Source organism: Variimorphobacter sp. HTMS_6 (assembly GCF_059717775.1).
In genome coordinates this window covers 2,186,055-2,209,040 of record NZ_AP046094.1, presented here as the reverse complement: position 1 = coordinate 2,209,040, position 22,986 = coordinate 2,186,055, and the positions used below count along the sequence as shown (strand labels likewise).

Sequence of the window (22,986 nt, the reverse complement as noted above, 5' to 3'; positions counted from 1 at the left end):
TTAATTAAGAACAGGAGTGAGAGGATGAAAGCAAGTTATATAACCCCTGCGGTTACCACGTTTGATAGCGAAGGAAACTTGGATCATGAAGCACAGAAAAATCTCTATGATTACCTGATTCAAGGTGGAGTGAATGGGATTTTGATCCTGGGAAGTATCGGAGAGTTTTTTGCAATTCCCACTGAGAAGAAAAAAGAGTTAATTCGTGTAGCTGCTAGTCATATTAATAAACGGGTCCAGCTGTTGGTAGGTACTGCCAGCATGGATGTGAATGAAACCATTGAGTTGTCAAATTATGCTTATGAACAGGGCGCAGATGGTGTGGTCGTTGTCTCACCTTTTTATTTCAATCATACAGATCAAAGTGTAGAGGACTATTATGATTATTTGGCAAAGGAATGTCCGATTGATTTGTATCTCTATAATTTTCCTGATCGTACGGGATATGAGATCTCGCCTATGGTGGCACTGAATCTTGTAAGAAAGCATAAAAACATTGTTGGTATTAAGGATACGATAGCAGGGATGGATCATACCAGAGAATTAATCAAATTAATCAAGCCGGAATACCCTGATTTTAAGATTTATTCTGGGTTTGATGATAATTTTGCACATAATGTAATATCAGGAGGAGATGGATGTATCGCAGGATTATCCAATCTTGCACCGGAGATTTGCAGCGGTTGGGTTAACGCATTTAAGGATAATGACATGAATCTTGTGGCTACCATACAGCAAAAAATTGATCGACTTATGGGAATATATCAGGTTGGAAAACCATTTGTTCCATATATTAAGAAGGCGATGGCCATTCGCGGGATTCCGGTACAAGATTATTGTACTTTCCCGATGCCTCACGTAACAGAGAATGACGTAATAAAGTTAAAACAAATTATGAAGTTTGAAAATCTGATTTAAAAAAATTATCCGCGGTTGCTACGTAACTTATGAAATTACCAATATATACTTGCAGATTAGTAACTATGGTTCTATAATAATTCCATATTAATTTTACGAAGGAGCCGGGGATTAACCGGAATAACTTACATGAATAACAACAAACTAGATGAACTTGTTATTGAAGAAATTAGAAAAGAATATAAAAAGATAGACAACGATTGGCTTGTCTTTCAGTACAAAATCTCGATAGGCCTGTTTGCATTCGCTCTTCTGGTGGAGTGTTTGATGTCCGTGCTATTGACCAATTCAGATATGCTGTCAACATCAGTAAATCGATATATTCTAAAGTTCATTATCGCGCCAAGTATAGTGAACTTTCTCTTTATTATTGGTGATACTCTGATTATGAGATCTAAGAAGTTAACGCAGGACCAGAAAATATACGGGATATCTATTAATCTTGTTATGATATGCTTTGTTTTGTTCACCGTTCATAATGCATTTATTGCAACATACTATCTATTTATTTTTGCTATTATATTAACGACGATATACGCTAGTTATCGTGTAACCGGTATTACGGTATTGCTGAGTTTAGTAGCACTGATATTCTCTGAATTATTTATCAAATGGGATGCTGATAAGCCTAGCGTATACCACAGTACACAGCGACTGAGTGAATTTCTGATTTCACTTTTCATCATAATTGCTGCCTCAACGGTCTGCCTTGTAAAAATTAGTTTTATTTATAAAAAGAATGAGGCTAGTATTCAAAAGGAAATGGAGAGAGTGGGACTCGAGCAAAGGTTAAGAATAGATGAACTGACAGGGGTACTAAATCGTAAAGCACTATATGATGCTATGAGAGTTATGGAAATGAATGAAGCATCAGCCAGTTACATATTTGGAATAGCAGATATTGATAATTTTAAAAGTGTAAATGATCAATTGGGTCATTTGGTCGGAGACAATTGCTTGTTCGAATTCGCAACACTACTAGAGGAACATTGTCGGGGGTCATCTGTTTTTCGATATGGTGGGGATGAATTTTGTTTGATATTTGAGAATATTGCAATGGACGAGGCGGTATCGACCTGCGAAAACATTCAATCTGAATTAATAGAAGTATATTCTAAGAAATACCCCATGTTGGATATCAGCGTCAGCTTCGGCCTTGCTCGTTATACAGCGGATGGAAACTCAGCCCGATTATTTATTAGTGCGGATCAGGCTTTATACGAGGCAAAGGAATTGAGGAATACGATATGTATTTATCAATCAATAAAATGATTAAATTGAACTATAGGCTAATTGAATGGCAAAAACGATAAAGATCATACCGAATATTTTTTCCATAACAGATATTCTTTTTGGAGATTTCATAAAGAATATATTAGAAAGTCCGGCAAGTAATCCATAGCCGATAAAGATTATAAGAGAAAGTATCATAAAGAGAAATCCGTAAAACATGCACTCAGCCACATAGTTGTGATTGGTCGCTTTTACGTATTGTGGTAAGAATGAGAAAAAGAATAGCGTAAGCTTTGGATTAAGTAAATTAATCAAAATAGCACTGCGAATAATTGTACTCGTTTTCTCGGATTTGGGCTCACTTAGTTTCAAGTTTGATTTTGCACGAATCATACTGATTCCTAGATATAATAAATATAACACTCCAATAAACTGCAGGATGAGAAAAGCAACCACATTCATATTCATAATTAATGATGAAAGTGCAATACTCACACTAAGATGTGGAATAATACCGATTGTACACCCTAGAGCGGCAATTATGCTGGCTCTTTTCCCTTTTGTCAATCCGGCGGAAAGGGTATAGGTAACACCGGTACCCGGCAGTAGAATGATGATAATGGATGTAATTAGAAAACTTATTGTATTCATAGATTTTCACCTCGTAATGTATTTTGTTGACTGATATGGTATAATGTAACATGATAAAGTGGTTGATAAAAGTGCCACATTATGAATATTTTATAGGGACCACTTTGTAAAGTATCTGGATTTGTGCTGAGGCCATGATTTGTAGGTATTGGCAGCAGGAGGAGTAATGTGAATTTTATTAATATCGATAGAAATTCTAAAATATCTTTATCTAAGCAGTTATATACCCATTACAAAGAATTAATTATGAGCGGCAAATTAAAATCAGAGGATAAGCTTCCCTCAACCCGTGAACTGGCAAAAGCGTTAAATGTTGCCAGGAATGTAGTACTGGATTGCTATGAACAATTAATAGCAGAAGGATATGTTTACACGAAAAGCGGTTCCGGTACTTATATATCAAAAGGAACCCATTTTGAACAGAAGAATATTCGAGTAAATGCTACTACACAGATAAGGCGAGACGAAGCAGAGACAATATCTTTTCGTACCGGTATACCGGATTTGGACAGTATCCCTATTAATAAATGGGCACAAATCTATAAAGAATGTATCCTGAATTTGAACACAAAGATGTTGGACTATCAAAACTCATTTGGAAATTATGAATTGCGTACACAACTGGCAAAATATTTAGAACGGGTCAGGGGTGTGTGCACATCACCAGATAATATATTGATTACAAATGGTGCTGCACAAGCATTTTCATTATTATGTCAACTTGTACAAGAGAGGGAATATGTACTTGTTGAAAATCCGCTTAGTCATGGAATTCTTCATACATTAATGAGCAATCAAGTTACAGTGAAGTCAATTCGGGTTGACGAAACAGGAATGGTTACTTTTGAATTACCGAACGACCCTCCAAAATTAATATTTACAACACCCAGTCATCAGTTTCCAACGGGAGTAGTACTTCCGATTAACCGTAGGATTGAAATGATACAATATGCTCAAAACCATGATACCTTTATTGTGGAGGATGACTATGATAGTGAATTTCGCTTTTTTGGCGATCCGGTTCAAGCGATGCAATATTTAGATCCAGGTAAGGTAATCTATGTTGGAACATTTTCAAAAACACTAATGCCTTCATTAAGAATCGGATACATGGTTTTACCTGATAATTTGCTTCGGGAAATTGAAGATATTAAGTATGTAGCTGATTTACACTCTCCTAATTTTGAACAGATTGCATTAGCAAAGTTTATAGAAGTGGGTCATTTTGAACGTCATATTAGCAAGATGCGAAGATTATACCTAAAGAGGAGAAATTATCTGATTGGGTTACTTGAGAAAGCCTTTGGCGATCAAGTTATAATTACCGGTGCGCAGGCTGGAATGCATCTAGTAGCAACATTTAAGAATATTACCTTTGATGATAATAGGATGGATCAGATTAAAAGGTCACATATTGATATATCCACAATAGATAAGCATTTTATACCATCAGATTCATGTTGTGGAATAGGAAATTCGTTATTATTTGGCTATGGCAATACCGACATGGAACAGATGGAGAAGGGGATACAATTACTAGCCGGTATCCTAGGAGGTAGACTGTAAATGGAGCCATAATCGATGGAAGAAACTTGATTTATATGGATAATATTTGTATACCTGTAGCAATTATAGGTATAATTAAAATTACATGTTAGGAAGGTGAAATATGGGACATATTACAAGTAAAGATGCCTATAAGAATTTGGAAGAAAGAATTAATTGGTTTACACAAGGAGCGCCCGCAACGGAAAGTTTATATAAGATTTTGCAGGTGCTGTATACAGAACGAGAGGCAAAATGGGTTTCATTATTGCCGGTTCGCCCCTTTACGGCAAAGAAAGCAGCAAAAATATGGCATACCAGTGAAGGGAAGGCAGAAGCATTCTTAGAGCGTCTATGTGAGAAGGCGCTACTGGTGGATTCTTATCATAATGGGGAACGACAATTCGTTATGCCACCGCCGATGGCAGGGTTTATTGAGTTTGCACTGATGCGTACACGAGGCGATATCGATCAGAAATATCTGAGTGAATTATATTATCAATATATGAATGTGGAAGAGGAGTTTGTGAAGGATTTATTCTATGCGACGGAGACGCATCTTGGACGAGTATATGTACAGGAGCCTGTACTTACCAATGAAAACACAATTCATATTTTAGATTACGAAAGAGCAAGTCATATCATTGATGAAGCTTCTCATATTGGTCTTGGAACCTGTTATTGTAGACACAAGATGCTTCATGCAGGTCATCCATGTGAGATAGATGCTCCACTAGATGTTTGCCTCACCTTCGGTAATGTAGCCCGCTCACTTGCAGAGCATGGCCAACACGCAAGATTGATAGATAAAAAAGAGGCAATGGATGTATTGGAACGATCCTATGCAGCTAATTTGGTTCAGATTGGTGAAAATGTTAGAGAAGATCCTGCTTTTATCTGTAATTGCTGTGGTTGTTGTTGTGAAGCTTTGCAAGCAGCCAGAAAATTCAGCCCAATGCAACCGGTAGCAACGACCAATTATATCCCTAAGATATCACATGAATGTGTTGGATGTGGGAAATGTGAAAAGGTCTGTCCGGTATTAGCAATCTCGATGAAGAAAACCAAAGAGGGAAAGAAAGTAGCACGGGTAGATAAAGAAGTATGCCTTGGCTGTGGAGTATGTGTGAGAAGTTGTCACAAGAATGCCATTGAATTAGAGAGAAGAAAGATAGAAGTTATTACACCGGTGAATAGTACCCATCGTTTTGTATTACAGGCTATTGAAAAAGGAACTCTACAAAACCTAATCTTCGATAATCAGGCTTTTGCAAATCATCGTGCGATGGCAGCAGTGTTCGGTGTAATTCTCAAATTACCACCGCTAAAGCAGGTTATGGCAAGTAAGCAATTCAAGTCAATCTATCTGGATAAGTTGTTATCTAAACTTAGTGAGAAGAAAGCATAATTCTAGAGTCGATTTTTATTAAAAGGATATAAAATGAACCAACTTACAGAATTTTTTGAACTCGGTAAGGTGGTTCTTTTTCTAAATTAAATTCATTTTATTTTTAACAATTATTCTCTTTTTCCGTAACTTCTCTTTTCTGTGTCTTCGCAGATCTCTTATCCAGTAATAGATTATAGGTGAAACCGGCAACAACAAATAGACTTCCAATCAGTTTTCCGGTAGAAAAGTCCTTAGTGATCAGCCAATCTATTAAAATTCCTACGCTTAACTGTCCTAGGAATACTAAAAGAGTAAGATAAAACACCGGAACCCTTGGTGTGGTGTAATTAGAAATCATGATAACGGCTACTCCCAGAATTCCACCACAATACGCCCACAGAGGAACTGCTTTAGCTGGAGAAGAGATATCCAACCCCTTACTTACAAACAATAGGAATAAGAAAGAAAAGAATATTCCTACGACATAATTTATAGCAGTTGCCTGTACTGTTCCTATCTTTTGTGCAAGATTGGCGTTCAGAATTCGCCCTAGGACTACAGTAACACCAGCAAGAATAGATAAAATCAAATAAATGAATAGCATATAAAACTCCTTTCGGTATAAATAAAATTAAAATATCATTCCATTAGCTCAAAGCCATAATACAGATTCCAATTCCGATAATCCCAAGCCCGATTAACTTTTTCGGATCCATCTTTAATCTTTTCATTCCGAGCAGGCCAAAATGATCCGTGAGTAATGAGAATATTGTCTGACCAAGTAGTCCAAGAGCCAGTGATAGTGAAACACCCAACGTCAGGTAAGACAGATTTGTTAACATTACGGTTCCTATTCCTACAAAACCGGCGCTATACAGATAAAGAGGAATACCTTTTGGAAGTTTTAAACGGGATTTTGTCAGTATCAGAATAAGAATGATAGCGATTAGACCGGACAAATGAATTAACACAGTTGACAAGGGATTTCCATAGATGTCCGATAGGCTTCCATTAAAAAATATCATAATTGATGTTATGGCACCAACGAATAGCGAAATAATATAGTTCATACATCCTCCTCATTAATAAAATCACTGATACTTGATTTTATATGTTTTGTTATTTTCGTGTTTACTATAACATGAATTGATTGAAAGATAATATGACATATGTCATACTTGGGGAAGAAAGCAGATTAAAAATTTAACGATTATATAATTACAATTTTATATCAACAATTAGATATTACTATGCTACTGGTAACCATTGTTCAAAATTATTTGGCGAAGTCTGAGAAATTTAATGCGTATCCTAAACTATAGATGTTTGAAGAAGGAGTTGAAAGAACATGATCAAAGTGAAAGACCAAGAAAAGCTAATAAGTTACATCAGTCAATATAATATAAATAATATTTTTTCGGAGGATATGACCCCTTGGATGGAGCTGTTATTGTTCAAAAAGAATGAGTTTATGTTAAAGGAAGGGGAGGAAATTCCTTATCTGTTGTTTCTGACCGAGGGAAAAGCGAAGGTATTCACTTCATTAAGTAATGGAAAATCCCTGCTATTATGTTTTTACCAAGGTTTTAAAGTACTAGGGGATTTGGAGGCAGTGGATTCAGTAAATGCAGTGACAAATGTCCAGGCAATTGAAGATACTTTCTGTATCGGAATTTCCTATAATAATGTTAGAAAGTACCTACTTGAAGACACAAAGTTTCTTCGTTATATCTGTTCTTCATTGGGCGGAAAGCTAAACCGATGCTCGAATAATAGCTCAATTAATCTCTTATATCCATTGGAGAATCGACTGGCAAGCTATATCTATACAGCAGGAGAAAGAATAATTATTAATTCATCAGAGAATAGCAAAAAAAAGACGGTAATACAATTTGATGAAAATCTGACAGAGATCGCTGAATTACTTGGTACCAGTTATCGACATTTACTTCGCACACTTTCAGAACTATGTGAAAAGAAAATAATTAAAAAAGAAGGTAAAAATTATACGGTAACAGAAGAGAAGACTTTAAGGGAACTGAGTGCTGATTTATATCAGTAAATGAATGAAAAAACTTTAAAGTTAAGAAAATTTTAAATAAAAAAATAAAATAACGTAAAGAAAGCTTTAAAGAAAACTTTAAAGAAAAGAATATATCAACTATAAAAATATTAATTTTAAGAGTCTAATATATGTAATATCACTAAATAGCTATTTAGAATTCTTGAAAGAAGGGAGGAATGTAATGGAAGTATTAATTAGCTTACAAGAAGATGATTTGGACATGCCCCATGAAAAAAAGAATTTAGACGTTGTGCGTATTGAAGAACTTTATCAGTCTCATAGTGATGAGATTCTTCGTTTGTGTTATTTGTATCTGAAGGATTATCAATTGGCAGAGGATGCGTTGCAAGAGACCTTCTTTCGGGTGACCAAGAGTATTCACCAGTTCCAAGGAAATTCCACTGAAAAAACATGGTTAACACGAATTGCAATTAATGTATGTAAGACTGTAATTTTAGCACAGAAGAATAAGCCGGTGGATTTTTCGCCAGAAGCATCATTGCTTACCGTAAAATCGGTTGATGAGATCGAACTATTAATTGAGAAGAGTATTGTATCACAAGCAATTATGACATTAGATACTCCGTATCGAGAAGTAATTCTTTTGCACTATTATCAAGAACTGAAACTCCGAGAAATTACGAAAATAACCGGAGAGAGTATGACAACTGTCGCTTATCGGCTTCATCAAGGGAAAAAACGATTGAAAGAATACCTCTCTTCAAAAAAATGAAAGGAGTAAAAGATGAACCATAAAATAATAAAAAATATAATCAATCAAGAATTAAAGGAAATGAAAACTGACAAGGTTCATGGGAAACAGATCCTTCACCAGTGGCAGTCAGAAAATGGAGTAGATGATACAAATTCTATACAATTTGACTCATACAGTAAACGACAACGTAAAGCCATTTCTTCTATCTTACGTTATGGAACTTATGTTGCAGTTGCTTGTCTAGTATTGTTGATTGGTTTTACTACGATATCAGTTGCTTCAGGAAAGGTTAGCTGGAACATGTGGAGTAAGCAAATGTTTTCTGGAAAAGAAGAAAATAATGATACACAAGAGGCAAAAGTAATAGAGAAACAAAAAGAAGAAGTGCTTAATCAAAACAAATCGATTGCACTGGGGAAATACCGGTTACAGGTTCAAGAGTATACTATGGATAACAACGGTTTCTTCTATATATTGGTATCCATAAAAGATGACGCCGGTAAAAACGTTATGATAGATGATTCAATTACATTATATTGGCAGGATGAAAACAAATATCACGAAATTAATTCTCTATCGATTAATCAAACGCGGAATATGAAAGGCATAAAAGAGATTACCAAACCTTATGGATATACTATTTCAGGAATATGTCCTTCTTTAATAAATTCAAAAAATAAATTAGTAGTCAAGATGGAGGGAGCATACGCTGAGATCAGCGGAATAAGTGTCACTGAACCAGAAAATTATTTGTATGCAGATAAAAAATCTTCCGTATCGTTCAGTCCATATGGTTTTCTTTTGAAAAAAGACAGTTTACTTTCTGATAGTATAGAAAAAGCGTTAAGTCATCAAGATAAACATACGCCTACGTTTATCGCAACATATGTAGATGGAACAAAGGATATGTTGCAAGTATCAAATTTTGGCGGTATGAAAGAGGCGAATAAGTATGATATTTATCTACAATTCTCGCCTACCTTTCAGTATCAGAAACATATTAATCAGCATACGGTTTGGGATGAAGAAAACTATAGTAACTTAATGCATTACCTTACTAATTACAAATTTGATGTAGATCAGTTAACTAAAATGTCTTTAGAGGATGGCACGATTATTTTTGAAAAAGGAAAAATGTAAAGTATATTCTATATGAACCAATGTAAGTATAGGTAGTACCCAAATGAAATTTGCAATTCTAATTAATTCATAAAAAAAGCATGCGATCCATTTTGATCGCATGCTTTCTTTTATAGAAAACTTAACAAATAACCGTGGTGAGTGCAAAGTATTGTAAAGTTGCTGTGAAATTTCATATTTTTTGTATCACTCCAATTTTTTTTATGGTACATTAAAAATACTAAGATCTTAACTATGAATGAGATCTTTAATTAAGGAGGGATTATAATATTCAACTTAAAAAATGTAAAATATAAACATATTCTTGATTTGAAAAATCTTTCAATTAAACATCATGAGATCACATGCATTGTTGGAGAGAGTGGAAGCGGTAAATCCACATTGCTACGCCTTCTTAATAAACTTATTAGTTGTGATAGTGGTGAGATCTTATTCCACGACCATTCCCTTACTACAATCGAATCAGTGGAGCTAAGGAGAAAGGTTGTAATGCTCCCACAGTTTCCTACTATATTCCCCGGAACTGTTAGGGATAATCTCTTAATTGGTCTGAAGTTTGCTGAGAAACCAATCGTTTGTGATGAAGATCTTTTTGATGTTTTAAAAATGGTGCATTTGATTAAAGAACTAGGTATTGATAGTGAAAAACTATCTGGGGGTGAAAAACAACGTCTTGCTTTAGGAAGATTAATTTTACTAGATCCTGATGTGTTTCTCCTAGATGAACCATCCTCTGCTCTTGATGACGATACAGAATCGATTATTATAGATAAATTTGTTTCTTATATAAAAGAAGCCAATAAAACTTTAATCATGGTTACTCATTCTAAAAATATTGCTCAAACGTATGCTGAGCATATGATTGAGCTAAATCAAGGTAAAGTAGTGAATGAATGGAGGGTATCCGATGAACGAGGTAATTAATTTGCAGATATGGCAAATGGTTGCTGCATACCTGTTTGTTCTGATTTTATTGGTTATTGTTAAGATAAGAGGAATTCCTAGAGAAAAAGTAATTTTAATATCTTGTATAAGAATGACGATTCAGCTTATTCTTGCAGGATATGTGCTAGAATATATTTTTAATAATTCGTCACCAATCTATACGGTTGTTTTCATAATTGCGATGGAGATTTTCTCTATATACACGATTATTAAACATAACAAGTCGAGACTATCTAGAAAGCTGAAGCAAATCATTGCAATATCAATGGTTGGAGGTACAGTAAGTTGTTTATTGTATTTCCTTTTTATCGTAGTCCATATTACGCCTTGGTATAATGCACGGTATTTTATACCGATTGCAGGGATGCTTATTGGTAACTCTATGACAGGTATCTCTTTGGGGGTAGGGCGTTTGGTTGATGGAATTCAAACACAACGACATTTAGTAGAAGGAGCATTGATGCTTGGTGCAACTCCAAAGATGGCATCAAAGCATATCGTTAATAATGCATTTGATTCCGCTATCCTACCTACCATCAATTCCATGGTTGGTATGGGAATTGTATTTTTACCGGGAATGATGACGGGACAGATATTGTCTGGCACCTCGCCCGTAACAGCGATTGAATACCAAATTGCAATTATGCTTGGTATAATGGGTAGTGTCTCATTGTCCGTGATACTATTTGTTCAGTTAGGATATAAAACATTTTTTAATGAACAAAGTCAGCTAATTCAAAGGGATGAATGAATCATTCATTCACATACAGCCATTGTAAGATTAATTACAGAATATGCTTTCAGAAATTATAGAACTAGGAGAACAAAAGTTATGATAAAACCAATCATGAGGGATATATTCTCTCTCAATCAGAAATCAGATTATGCTACAAAAGACGATATATATGTTGTTCAGGATTTATTAGATACACTAAAAAGCAATGAAGCAGGTTGCGTTGGTATGGCTGCTAATATGATTGGTGTAAAGAAAAGAATTATTGCTGTAAGTATGGGGTTTGCAAATGTTCCAATGATAAACCCGGTCATTGTCAAGAAAACAGGTTCATATGAAACCGAAGAAGGTTGTTTATCACTTACCGGAGTAAGAAAGACAATTCGGTACAAAGAGATAGAGGTTGAATACTTGGATGCACAATGGAACAGTCAAAGACAGAAGTATTCTGGTTGGATTGCCCAGATTATACAGCATGAGATAGACCATTGCGACGGTATTGTGATATAGATTTAGGAAGGGGAGTGGATTATGTTTAATAAGCAAGTTATACTGGATCAGTCTCAATTTTACGATAGCTTTTATTTGTACGATGAAAATGTTATCCTCGAAAACACTGGGCGTTTGAAGCGGGATTTTAAGAATGTTGATTTCCTATATTCCATTAAAACCAACTCAAATCCATTTGTTGTAAAATCCGTATTATCAGGGGGATTCGGGGTAGATGCAGCAAGTGTTGCAGAAGTCATGATGGGGAAAGAGAATGGTGTATCAAAAGATATGATACAATTCTCAGCCCCTGGTAAAACCAAAAAAGATATAGAAGAAACCATCGCAGTATCTACAATTATTGCAGACAGTTTGAACGAAATTATGCTAATACATCAGGTAGCACAAGACATGAATGTGATAGCTGAGATCGGAATTCGGGTGAATCCTGATTTTTCATTCTACACAAATAGGGGGAGTGCTTCGAAGTTTGGCATTGATGAAGAGCTGCTTTTTGAAGAAATACCGAATTTGAAAAAGTTACAATACATAAAAATAATTGGATTACATGTGCACATCCGAAGTCAGGAATTAGATGCGGGAGTGTTGGAGCGATATTATGCGAAACTATTAAAACTTGCAGAAGTATTTCAAAGTATTATGGATCAACCTTTGCAATTCCTTAACATGGGCTCAGGAATCGGCATCCCATACACTGCGGAGGATACACCACTGGACACGATTTATCTGGGAGGAATAACCTCCTCTATGATTGAACAGTTCAAGTCACGCTTCCCCAACCTGAATGTATATATAGAAACCGGTCGGTATGTCGTTGGGAAAAGTGGAGTGTATGTTACTAAGGTAGTCGATAAGAAGATATCCCATGGAAAGACATATTTAATTCTGAAAAACACACTCAATGGCTTTATCCGTCCATCAATCGCTCAGCTTGTTATGAGTTATCATGAGAGCGGAACACTAAATGCCAGTGAACCGCTCTTTACGGGAGCAAAGTCCTTTGAAATAATAACTCTAACGGAGGAATTAGAGACAGAGGAAGTAACCTTAGTCGGAAATCTTTGTACAGCAACCGATGTTGTCGCAAAAGATATCGTATTACCGAAGCTACAATGTGGTGATGTAATTGTTATCACCAACGCAGGAAGTTATGCAGCCGTTCTGTCACCTATGCAATTCTCTTCCCAAGAGCCTCCCAGACAGCTTTTCTTAAGTGGAAAAGGAAATAATATCAGTATTACCTCTGAATAATATTTATGATATATCTTTGATCGGAATGGGGAGCTTATTCATTCGCATTGATGATTTCCTTTAAGCTAATATGTTCATTACGAAATCGTTCACTGCTCTTTTCTTTTTTATGATGTATTGCTTTCGTAGGGCAATTCTGAATACATGCCAGACAATGTTGACAATTTTGATTGAATACTGGCTTACTATCGACTTTAATGTTGTTCACAGGGCAGACTTTTTCACAGGTCTTGCAGCCATTACAGCTGTCCTCCGTGTAAAAATCCTTCTCAAAATTATCATGATTCAATTTAGAAAACATATGTCTGAGGGGAACCACAAGGATTGAGTGTTTTTTCAGGTATAAGCGCTTCTTTCTTACATCCTGAATAATTTGATCAATATTCCCCTCAACATTTTTCTTCCCGAGCCCATCGACCTGATTTTTCATCTCAAAGCCAGGTAGAAAGTTATCAACCATTATGAGCTCATTAATATAGGAGAAATGAATATTATTCCTTTTCCCGATTTCTAGGAGATGTCTTGTTACGCCTCCGGCAACCATTCCGTAGGTTGCTATAGCAAATATATATTTGCCTTTCAGTTTCACTTTATCTAAAAATTCTTCCACAAGCTTCGGTACACTGATATTGTACACCGGAAATACGATCCCAATGATATCGTCTTCAATAGTAAAATCCTCATTTTTTAACAGTGCCGGAATAGAGTAAGTCTCTCCACCAAAACGTTTTGCCACATATAAGCAGTTACCGGTTGCAGTATAATATAATACTTTCATACATTCCTCCAAAAAGTTATTTTTAATTTAATTGTTACACTTGTAACATGGAATAGAGCACAGTATAATGTATCTAAATAGATTTATCAATAGAACAATAATCAAGTGTTACAAAAACGGAGAAAATGTATATGATTAAGAAAAAAAATGTGCAAAGTACGATAGTAAAGGAAAGTATCTTTATAGCACTGATGATACTTATGGAAAAGAAGGATTTCAAGGAGATTACAATTACTGAGGTTACTAAAAAGGCAGGAGTATCCCGCATGTCGTTTTATAGGCATTATGCTATATTAGAAGATGTCATCAATAATTATCTGGATGAGCTGTTTGAGGATTATTCCAATGCGGTAATAAAAAATATACATGATTATGATAAGGATAGTATACGTATGTTTTTTGCATATTTTAGAAAGCAGGAAAGATTGGTCACAAACTTAATAAGATCAAACTTAAGTCATCTGATCTTAGAGAGATGCATTGAGTTTTTCCATTCCCTATCAAGAAATATTGTATGTGACACCGGAGAATACCAAGATAGAGGGCGGTACCTAATCGAGTTTGCTGCCGGTGGGCTATATAAAGTTCTGATCGAGTGGGTAAAGGACGGACTTAAAGAAAGTGATGAAAAGATGGCAGATATCTGTTATAGTCTGATGAGGCATTAATAAATATATTACCTAAGAGGAGTATTAATACTCCCCTTTAATTACAAAGAAAGACCCGCGGATGGTTCCGGCAAGTTTAGATTTTTGTCTTGCAAATTTAAACTTTTCCTCTAATTCCTTCGGTATTTCCATTCCTTCCGAAAGCTTAAAACCAACCGCTCTTTTCTTTGAATCATCAATTGTATACATTACATTTACGGCCAGACCATCTTCATAAAAGACATACGCCATTTTAAGATTTTCTACTTGAAAACTTGATGTTTCGAGTGGCTTTGCAGCAAATTCAATATTACGTTCCGTTTTTAGAATGTGGTTTACATAATCGATAGTATCCTGGCTCTCACTAGCCGGTACTACTGTAAATTCATGCTTGTATTTATTCATATAATAACGTGCCTCATTCGCACGCAAACCAGCCAGAGCATCAACTACGGGAGAAGATTCAAGGCCAACAGTGGATACATTTTTAAAATCAACAACATAGGACATAGTGGTACCTCCATATTAAATATAAAATCATTATACACTATTAAGATTTGCATTAATGATAATAGAGTTATTATTCCCCTAAATTTTATCAAAAATGAATCTGAATATAATTATAAATCAGATAATGCAATTAGTACATGACGATATTTGTAATATGGCTAATTAGTGAAAAAATTAATCTTCATAGCATACAGAGGCACCGGATACCATTACTGTTGCAATATATTTTGAAACTTCTAGATGAACGGGATTAGACAAATAAGATTCCATGTCCTTCATTGTATTGAATTTAGTGATTAATAGAATATCATAAGAGGATGTTCCTCTCCGAATATCTGTCTCTACTTGTAGGTACTTCAGGACTGTGATTTTTCCTTTCATGCTTAATAGGGCCGATTTTGTTTTTTCTATCTCTTCATTTTCATTTAATTTGATGAGTAATGTGTTTGTTATCATTTTTCCCTCCGTTTTGTGTTTCATAGCGAGTTATTATATCTTATAATAGTATATCATCCATAACCTGACAACATAGGGTCAGGTTTGTTTTTACTTGTTGACTCATTTAGGTAATACTGGTATGATATAGAATATAAAAAGGGGAGCTTGCATTAAGCAGGCTGAGAGTAAGCTGTATCGCTTAGACCCATAATCTGATTTGGATAATGCCAACGTAGAGATATATTTAGCTGACTATGCATGTATACTTTCCTTGGTGTACGTGTATTTTTTTATGCTTACATGTCATCATTACATACATTCTTATTCAAAGTGTTAATCAATTTTCTATCTATGCGGGCAAAGAAATGTATCTGAAATATTGTTTTATTCATTGACTTTCACCAAATCATGAAAATAAAAAATTGGAGGATATTAGATCATGAAAAACTATGCAACACAGATGGAAGCTGCAAGAAAAGGGATTGTAACGGAGGAATTGAAAAAGGTGGCGCAAAAGGAGCAGATGACGACAGAAGAGCTGCTTCCCCTGGTTGGAGCAGGTAAAGTAGCAATCTGTGCGAATAAAAACCACAAATGCATTGAGCCGGAAGGGGTAGGCTCCATGCTGAAAACAAAGATAAATGTTAATCTGGGTGTGTCAAAGGACTGTAAGGATTACGATCTGGAGATGAAGAAAGTAATGGAAGCGGTTAATATGGGGGCGCATGCCATAATGGATTTATCCTCACATGGGAATACAATTCCATTTAGAAGAAAGCTTACCTCTGAATGTCCGGCAATGATTGGAACGGTACCGGTCTATGACTCCGTAATTCATTACCAAAGAGATCTATCTACATTAACAGCAAAGGATTTTATTGATGTGGTTCGCCTTCACGCAGAAGATGGTGTGGATTTTGTAACCCTGCACTGCGGTATCACACGTAAAACGATTGATCAGATTAAGAACCATAAGAGAAAAATGAACATAGTATCTCGTGGAGGTTCTCTGGTATTTGCCTGGATGAGCATGACAGGAGAAGAGAATCCGTTTTATGAATATTATGATGAGATACTGGATATTTGTCGCGAATACGATGTCACAATATCACTGGGAGATGCATGCAGACCCGGATGTCTTGCAGATGCTTCAGATGTATGTCAGATTGAAGAGCTCGTTAGACTCGGAGAATTAACAAAAAGAGCCTGGGAAAAGGATGTACAGGTTATGGTTGAGGGACCCGGACATATGCCTCTGGACCAGATTGAAGCAAATATGAAGATCCAGCAAACCATATGCAACGGTGCTCCCTTTTATGTATTAGGACCATTGGTAACAGATATTGCACCAGGATATGATCATATTACATCAGCGATTGGAGGTGCAATTGCAGCCTCTGCCGGAGCAGCATTCTTATGTTATGTCACACCGGCTGAACATCTGGCATTACCAAATCTTGAGGATGTGAAGCAGGGTATTATTGCCTCCAAAATAGCAGCACATGCGGCTGATATCGCAAAGGGTGTAAAAGGCGCCAGAGATATCGATGATCGTATGGCGGATGCAAGAAGAGAGTTTGACTGGGAGACACAGTGGGAATGTGCAATTGATCCAGATACAGCAAAAAGAATTCGTGAGGAAAGAAAACCGGAGCATGAGGATACCTGTTCTATGTGTGGTAAGTTTTGTGCAATTAGAAGTATGAATAAGGCACTTGCGGGAGAACATATTGATATTTTATAAGTAGTGTTAATATAAGAGATTATAACATAACAGCTAGCATCTAAGATCTCAGTCAAGATTTTGGAAGGGTTGTTGGGTGCTTGTTCATACACAGTGGGACGGAAGCTGTTTAACCGTGTTATTGTCTACTTGATGTATTCACTGAATAAATAGATATAATTAATCTCTTAAAAATAACCGGTATATCGAATGCCAAATCGATGGCTATACGATATACCGGTTTTATTTGATACGATTTCGTTTTCACTATGCTAGATTAACCCTGATAATCAAGAACATCCAGCCATTGACGAAGAATTTCTTTCTCCGGTTCTTTTGCCTTAGTTAAGTGCTGTGCTGCCACAATCGGAATCCATTTTTGAACATATGGTAATGCAGTATTGCTCTTAAAACAGAAAAGTTTTAAATATGAATCTGCAAGCTCTGGGTAATAGAGCATCATTTTGAGATAAGTAGTTGCCACATCGGCACTTGCATTTCCTTGAGTAGCATGGGACCAATCCAAGATATAAGCACCGGATTCGTTGATTATAATATTGGAAGGTAGAAAATCCCCATGGCATAATTTTGTATGTTTTGGCATGCTATCAAGCACGGATAATAATTCATATTTTGTAGTTGAATTCAATTCATCCGTATTTTGAATAACACGTACTAATTTATCCTTTAGTTTGTTGAGTAGAGGAGCTGATTTAGAATGCATCTTAATCTGGAGATCAACGAACAGTTCCAATAACTCAGAGGTCTTCTCCGGATTATCCTTTAGCTTTTGTTCTAGGGTTTGCCCCTGTATATAATCCATACTGATGCTCCAGCGACCATCGATATTACTTACGGAGCGAATCTGCGGAATTTTTAAATTAGTTTCTTCTACACGGGTATGATTCAATGCTTCGTTCAAGACTGAAGATTTCGGATAATCCTGATCAAAAACCTTTATTGCTAAATCATCTTCCTTGTAGATTGCTTTTTTGTTTCTTGTTGCTAAGACTTGTTCAAGCTTCATTGTTATTTCCCCTTTCAAATTTTGCCATTGTTTGGTGTTACCTTTATTTTACTACATATTAAAAGAAAAGTATATGCATTTTCGAATAAATATGACGAAATTTGCATGATGAATTGTGCAAAATACACAATGTTATATGAAAGAAATGGACATTATTATTTAGGCTCTATTGTTCTAGAGAATAGATAATAATATATTATAAATGCAGAAAAAGAAAGGATACCCTCTGTAGGATTGAACATTAAATCAAATCCTTGAGGGTATCCTCTCTATGTGATTGGGTATTTCATTTGCTTAGGTACAAAGCGTTTATATAATTAATTATTTACCGTAGTAAACTTTTAAGTACATCTCTTTTAATTCGCTCATTAACGGATATCTTGGGTTAGCACCGGTACACTGATCATCGAATGCCTGCTCAACCATCTCATCAAGAGACTCTAAGAATGCTTTTTCGTCAACTCCGTATTCCTTAATTGTCTTCTTAATACCAACACTTTCTTTTAAGTCGCCGATTGCAACGATTAATTTATTGAAAGTATCCATGTCATCCTTACCGGAGATTCCGATGAAGTTAGCGACTTCAACATATCTCTCAAGAACATTAGGGTATTCATACTGGGAGAATGCACCCATCTTTGTAGGAGCTTCGCTGATGTTGAATTTCATAACCTCTTCGATTAATAATGCATTAGCAACACCGTGTGGCAAGTGGTGGAAAGCACCTAATTTATGAGCCATGGAGTGGCAGATACCAAGGAAAGCATTTGCAAAAGCCATACCAGCGATAGTAGAAGCGTTTGCCATCTTTTCTCTTGCTTTTACGTCAGATCCATTGTTGTAAGCAATCGGTAAAAACTTGAAGATGTTCTTTAACGCTTTTAATGCTAAACCATCAGTGTAGTCTGTTGCTAACATAGATGCATATGCTTCAAGTGCATGTGTCATAGCATCGATACCGGAAGCACTGGTTAAGCCTTTAGGCTGACTCATCATATTATCTGTATCAATAATTGCCATGTGAGGTAGTAATTCGTAATCTGCTAACGGATATTTAACGCCTGTAGTCTCATCGGTAATAACTGCGAAAGGTGTTACCTCAGAACCTGTACCGGAGGAGGTTGGGATAGCTACAAAGTAAGCTTTCTCGCCCATCTTAGGGAAGGTATATACTCTCTTACGAATATCCATGAAACGCATAGCCATATCTAAGAAGTCAGCTTCCGGATGCTCGTACATAACCCACATGATTTTAGCAGCATCCATAGCGGAACCACCACCTAAAGCGATGATAACATCAGGTTCGAAGGAACGCATTGCGTCAGCACCTTCTTTTGCACATGCAAGAGTTGGATCAGGGGCTACATCGTAGAAGCAAGTATGAGTGATACCCATAGAATCTAATTTATCTGTGATTGGTTTCACATAACCATTTTTAAATAAGAAGGAGTCGGTTACGATGAAAGCTTTCTTTTTGCCCATAACAGTTCCGAGTTCATCAAGAGCAACCGGCATAGATCCTTTCTTAAAGTAAATTTTCTGAGGTGCTCTAAACCAAAGCATATTTTCTCTCCTTTCGGCAACCGTCTTTATATTAATTAAGTGTTTTACACCAACATTCTCAGAAACGGAGTTACCGCCCCAAGTACCACAACCTAATGTTAAGGAAGGTGCTAACTTAAAGTTATAAAGATCACCGATACCACCCTGAGCAGCAGGAGTATTGATTAAGATACGGCAAGTTTTCATTGCTGCTGCAAATTTATCATATTTCTCTTTTTCGTTTGTGTTTATATATAAGGAAGCAGTGTGACCATAACCACCATCAGCAACTAAATGTTCTGCTTTTTCAATTGCTTCATCAAAAGTCTTTGCTTTGTATAATGCTAATACAGGAGATAATTTCTCATGTGCAAATTCCTCAGAGATATCAACGCTTTCCACTTCACCGATTAAGATCTTTGTGGTTTCAGGAACTTCAACACCAGCAAGTTTAGCAATTGTATGAGCCTTCTGTCCAACGATTTTAGCATTTAATGAACCGTTAATTAAGATGGTTTTTCTAACCTTCTCTATTTCATCAGGCTTTAAGAAGTAACAGCCGCGGAACTCAAATTCTTTCTTTACTTCATCGTAAACATTCTCTAATGCGGTTACAGATTGCTCGGAAGCACAAATCATACCGTTATCAAATGTCTTAGAAATAATAATGGAACTAACTGCAGTTTTGATATCAGCTGTATCATCAATGATAACAGGAGTATTACCTGCGCCAACGCCTAATGCCGGTTTACCGGAAGAATAGGCTGACTTAACCATTCCAGGGCCGCCTGTAGCTAAGATTGTGTCTGCATTTTTCATAACCTCATTGGTTAACTCGAGGGATGGAACATCAATCCATCCGATGATTCCTTCCGGAGCACCTGCAGCAACAGCAGCATCTAAAACAGCTTTAGCAGCAGCAATTGTACAGTTCTTTGCACGAGGATGAGGGGAAATGATGATTGCATTTCTAGTTTTTAATGAAATTAATGTTTTAAAAATTGCAGTTGAAGTAGGATTCGTAGTAGGGATAACTGCTGCAATTAAACCGATTGGATCAGCTACTTTTTTAATTCCATAAGCAAGATCTTCTTCGATAACGCCACAAGTTTTTGTATCCTTGTACGCGTTGTAAATATATTCAGCTGCGTAATGGTTCTTAATAACCTTATCTTCAACAATACCCATACCAGTTTCTGCTACAGCCATCTTAGCAAGAGGGATTCTCTGTTTATTAGCAGCAACGGATGCTGCGAAAAAGATTTTATCCACCTGTTCCTGAGTATATGTTGCAAATATTCTTTGAGCTTCACGCATTTTTTCCATTTTAGACAGAAGGGCATCAACTGTATCGATTACGTTGTTGTTATTCTCTGCCGCAATATTTATTGCATTTTCTTTTTTAGCCATATGATTACCTCCATTTAAGTTAGGACAATTGTTAATTTTTTAACAATTTCATTATATTGTATCAATAATATAAAGTCAATATCTATTTTTCTATTATACAGCATTTTTGTCGAGGAAAAAAGTGCTAATTAATAGAGAAAAACAGGAAGATTTATCTATTTATTATAAATAAGGTTCCAAAATACTGCTTTATGTTGTGAGATTTATGCAGGAAATCGGAGATCACTGATTTAGCGAAATTGTGCGTTTTGACTATAAAACGAAAAGTTTGGTTTGAATATTTGTGATATGATTGGAAAAGTCCCTATTCAATCATGACGAAATATACACGATTGAAAGGGACTTCTATATATTCTTATTCTATACAATCCTATTCGATACCTTCTTGTATGACACTGTTTTGCTTTTTGGAATTCATACGTAGTAACGTTAAGAGTGCGCCGAGTAAACTGATTGCACCTGCAACCAGATAAACAATACGCATGCCAAAGATAAAGACATCGCTTCTTCCTGGTATGTAGTTTGTTACGCGTTCGCCGATTTGATAACTCATCATGCTGTATAATAGAGTAGTAGCGAGTGCGATTCCACACACCATACCGACATTTCGAATTAAAGCATTAATGCTTCCTGCTACACCAAGCTTATCCCGGCTTACTGTGGACATGACCAGAGAATTATTTGGTGACTGGAACATACCCATACCCACTGACATAATTGCAATGATGATAATTAAATATAGAAGCGAGGAGTTTGCTCCAATGGTAGCCATCAGGAATAAACCGATACTTCCTAATAATAATCCAAAGAAAGTAAGTACTTCTGAACCGATTTTATCAGAGAGATGACCACTTAATGGTGCAACCGCTGTTAATATTAATGGATATACCATCATAATCATGCCGGAGAAGGATGGAGAGTAGGCCCGCACATCCTGTAAGTAAAACGGTAGAAGGATATTATGGCAGAATATCGCAACAAAGCTGATAAAGCCACAAAAGATGCTAAGGGAAAACAACCGATTGCTAAACATACTAAGCTGAACAAGTGGATCATTCTTTCTTCGCTCGAGTATGAGGAATGCAATGAATGCAATTACGGAGATACCAAATCCGCTTAATATAAGGGGATTAGTAAATCCTACACGAATTCCCTCATTCAATGCCACAAACAGAGGTACGATTGCAATAAGGAATAGGAGAGACCCCGATACATCAAGTTTTTGATTACCATTCTTACTGGTTTTGGGTAGTAGCCTAATCGCTGCAATCGTTGCAATAATTCCAATCGGTACATTTATATAGAAGATATACTCCCAACCGATGGCACCTACAATGATGCCTCCAAGGCCTGGACCCACTAATGAACCGAGAGCAACTGCGGTTCCTACAAAGCCCAGAGCTTTACCCCGTTCATTCGGCGGAAAGGCTTCTGTAACTATTCCCTGACTATTTGCCATCGTACCTGCAGCACCGACTGCCTGAACGATACGGGCGACTATTAAAATCGGAAAGGAGTTACTTAATCCACATAATAAGGAACCAATCGTAAATAGTACGATACCTAGGGTAAACATCTTGGTTTTGCCAAGCATATCACCCAGTTTTCCGAATACCAGGATTACTCCCGCGATTACGATCAAATAGCTGGTAGCCACAAATTGAATCCCGGATGTGCTTACTTTAAGTGCCTTTGTCATGCTTGGTAAAGCAACATTGACAATACTACCATCAAGAGTGGCCATAAATGTTGATATTATAACAATGGATAGCACTGTCCATTTATTAACTTTTTGTGTCTGATTCATGTCATTAC

Annotated in this window: 22 protein-coding genes and 1 riboswitch; of the genes, 13 read left to right on the top strand and 9 right to left on the bottom strand. The window is 36.2% G+C overall.

The genetic code is table 11. The features are described 5' to 3' along the window. Nucleotides 1-24 precede the first annotated feature (24 nt). Nucleotides 25-918: a dihydrodipicolinate synthase family protein gene (locus AC6IWN_RS09940; protein ID WP_497987257.1), complete on the top strand. Its 894-nt coding sequence runs from the start codon at nt 25-27 to the stop codon at nt 916-918. 129 nt (nt 919-1,047) lie between these two features. After that, the gene (locus AC6IWN_RS09935; protein WP_497987256.1) at nt 1,048-2,190 is read left to right on the top strand and encodes a GGDEF domain-containing protein; all 1,143 of its coding nucleotides are present in this window, start codon (nt 1,048-1,050) and stop codon (nt 2,188-2,190) included. On the opposite strand, the gene AC6IWN_RS09930 is transcribed toward AC6IWN_RS09935, so the two are convergent. Continuing rightward, nucleotides 2,191-2,802, bottom strand: a complete 612-nt coding sequence (locus AC6IWN_RS09930) for a LysE family translocator (protein WP_497987255.1) — start codon at nt 2,800-2,802, stop codon at nt 2,191-2,193. A gap of 168 nt (nt 2,803-2,970) precedes the next feature. Here AC6IWN_RS09930 and pdxR point away from each other — a divergent pair, with 168 nt between their 5' ends. Together pdxR and AC6IWN_RS09920 are read left to right on the top strand one after the other, a co-directional pair. After that, nucleotides 2,971-4,368 carry a MocR-like pyridoxine biosynthesis transcription factor PdxR gene (gene pdxR, locus AC6IWN_RS09925; RefSeq protein WP_497987254.1) on the top strand — a complete coding sequence of 466 codons (1,398 nt, stop codon included), beginning with the start codon at nt 2,971-2,973 and terminating at the stop codon, nt 4,366-4,368. 103 nt (nt 4,369-4,471) lie between these two features. Then, entirely contained in the window at nt 4,472-5,755 is a 1,284-nt protein-coding gene (locus AC6IWN_RS09920; protein ID WP_497987253.1) for a 4Fe-4S dicluster domain-containing protein, read from the top strand. A gap of 103 nt (nt 5,756-5,858) precedes the next feature. Here AC6IWN_RS09920 and AC6IWN_RS09915 read toward each other — a convergent pair whose 3' ends face one another. Together AC6IWN_RS09915 and AC6IWN_RS09910 are read right to left on the bottom strand one after the other, a co-directional pair. Then, a complete protein-coding gene (locus AC6IWN_RS09915; RefSeq protein ID WP_497987252.1) occupies nt 5,859-6,341 on the bottom strand; it encodes a DMT family transporter in 483 nt (160 codons plus the stop codon). A gap of 43 nt (nt 6,342-6,384) precedes the next feature. Beyond that, the gene (locus tag AC6IWN_RS09910) at nt 6,385-6,807 is read right to left on the bottom strand and encodes a DMT family transporter (RefSeq protein ID WP_497987251.1); all 423 of its coding nucleotides are present in this window, start codon (nt 6,805-6,807) and stop codon (nt 6,385-6,387) included. 278 nt (nt 6,808-7,085) lie between these two features. Between AC6IWN_RS09910 and AC6IWN_RS09905 the strand changes: the two genes are divergently transcribed. From AC6IWN_RS09905 to AC6IWN_RS09875, 7 genes are all read left to right on the top strand, one after another. Next, on the top strand, nt 7,086-7,799 hold the full coding sequence (locus AC6IWN_RS09905) for a cyclic nucleotide-binding domain-containing protein (RefSeq protein ID WP_497987250.1): 714 nt from the start codon (nt 7,086-7,088) through the stop codon (nt 7,797-7,799). A 184-nt stretch (nt 7,800-7,983) separates the two neighbouring features. After that, nucleotides 7,984-8,535: an RNA polymerase sigma factor gene (locus AC6IWN_RS09900; RefSeq protein WP_497987249.1), complete on the top strand. Its 552-nt coding sequence runs from the start codon at nt 7,984-7,986 to the stop codon at nt 8,533-8,535. Nucleotides 8,536-8,547: 12 nt separating this feature from the next. Continuing rightward, on the top strand, nt 8,548-9,657 hold the full coding sequence (locus tag AC6IWN_RS09895; protein WP_497987248.1) for a hypothetical protein: 1,110 nt from the start codon (nt 8,548-8,550) through the stop codon (nt 9,655-9,657). A gap of 309 nt (nt 9,658-9,966) precedes the next feature. Then, nucleotides 9,967-10,581 carry an ABC transporter ATP-binding protein gene (locus AC6IWN_RS09890; RefSeq protein WP_497987247.1) on the top strand — a complete coding sequence of 205 codons (615 nt, stop codon included), beginning with the start codon at nt 9,967-9,969 and terminating at the stop codon, nt 10,579-10,581. Then, complete coding sequence (locus AC6IWN_RS09885) at nt 10,565-11,353, top strand: ABC transporter permease (protein WP_497987246.1); 789 nt, start codon at nt 10,565-10,567, stop codon at nt 11,351-11,353. Before AC6IWN_RS09890 ends, AC6IWN_RS09885 begins: the two co-directional genes overlap by 17 nt. 81 nt (nt 11,354-11,434) lie before the next feature. Further along, nucleotides 11,435-11,845: a peptide deformylase gene (locus AC6IWN_RS09880; protein ID WP_497987245.1), complete on the top strand. Its 411-nt coding sequence runs from the start codon at nt 11,435-11,437 to the stop codon at nt 11,843-11,845. A gap of 21 nt (nt 11,846-11,866) precedes the next feature. Beyond that, nucleotides 11,867-13,096, top strand: a complete 1,230-nt coding sequence (locus AC6IWN_RS09875) for a diaminopimelate decarboxylase family protein (protein WP_497987244.1) — start codon at nt 11,867-11,869, stop codon at nt 13,094-13,096. A 34-nt stretch (nt 13,097-13,130) separates the two neighbouring features. Here the strand turns inward: AC6IWN_RS09875 and AC6IWN_RS09870 are convergent, their stop codons facing one another. After that, complete coding sequence (locus AC6IWN_RS09870) at nt 13,131-13,874, bottom strand: EFR1 family ferrodoxin (protein WP_497987243.1); 744 nt, start codon at nt 13,872-13,874, stop codon at nt 13,131-13,133. 131 nt (nt 13,875-14,005) lie between these two features. On the opposite strand from AC6IWN_RS09870, the gene AC6IWN_RS09865 reads away from it, so the two are divergent. Then, a complete protein-coding gene (locus AC6IWN_RS09865) occupies nt 14,006-14,542 on the top strand; it encodes a TetR/AcrR family transcriptional regulator (RefSeq protein WP_497987242.1) in 537 nt (178 codons plus the stop codon). Between the two features lie 24 nt (nt 14,543-14,566). Here AC6IWN_RS09865 and AC6IWN_RS09860 read toward each other — a convergent pair whose 3' ends face one another. Both AC6IWN_RS09860 and AC6IWN_RS09855 read right to left on the bottom strand, forming a co-directional pair. Then, nucleotides 14,567-15,031 carry a DUF8821 family protein gene (locus AC6IWN_RS09860; protein ID WP_497987241.1) on the bottom strand — a complete coding sequence of 155 codons (465 nt, stop codon included), beginning with the start codon at nt 15,029-15,031 and terminating at the stop codon, nt 14,567-14,569. Nucleotides 15,032-15,205: 174 nt separating this feature from the next. Beyond that, nucleotides 15,206-15,487, bottom strand: a complete 282-nt coding sequence (locus tag AC6IWN_RS09855; RefSeq protein WP_497987240.1) for a Dabb family protein — start codon at nt 15,485-15,487, stop codon at nt 15,206-15,208. Between the two features lie 129 nt (nt 15,488-15,616). Then, a riboswitch (TPP riboswitch) is annotated at nt 15,617-15,725 on the top strand. A gap of 183 nt (nt 15,726-15,908) precedes the next feature. Here AC6IWN_RS09855 and thiC point away from each other — a divergent pair. After that, on the top strand, nt 15,909-17,213 hold the full coding sequence (gene thiC, locus AC6IWN_RS09850) for a phosphomethylpyrimidine synthase ThiC (RefSeq protein WP_497987239.1): 1,305 nt from the start codon (nt 15,909-15,911) through the stop codon (nt 17,211-17,213). Nucleotides 17,214-17,469: 256 nt separating this feature from the next. Here thiC and AC6IWN_RS09845 read toward each other — a convergent pair whose 3' ends face one another. From AC6IWN_RS09845 to AC6IWN_RS09835, 3 genes are all read right to left on the bottom strand, one after another. Then, nucleotides 17,470-18,219 carry a phosphotransferase family protein gene (locus AC6IWN_RS09845; RefSeq protein ID WP_497987238.1) on the bottom strand — a complete coding sequence of 250 codons (750 nt, stop codon included), beginning with the start codon at nt 18,217-18,219 and terminating at the stop codon, nt 17,470-17,472. A gap of 321 nt (nt 18,220-18,540) precedes the next feature. Continuing rightward, nucleotides 18,541-21,171 carry a bifunctional acetaldehyde-CoA/alcohol dehydrogenase gene (adhE, locus tag AC6IWN_RS09840; RefSeq protein ID WP_497987237.1) on the bottom strand — a complete coding sequence of 877 codons (2,631 nt, stop codon included), beginning with the start codon at nt 21,169-21,171 and terminating at the stop codon, nt 18,541-18,543. 370 nt (nt 21,172-21,541) lie between these two features. Further along, nucleotides 21,542-22,978, bottom strand: a complete 1,437-nt coding sequence (locus AC6IWN_RS09835) for an MFS transporter (protein ID WP_497987236.1) — start codon at nt 22,976-22,978, stop codon at nt 21,542-21,544. Between the last annotated feature and the right edge of the window lie 8 nt (nt 22,979-22,986).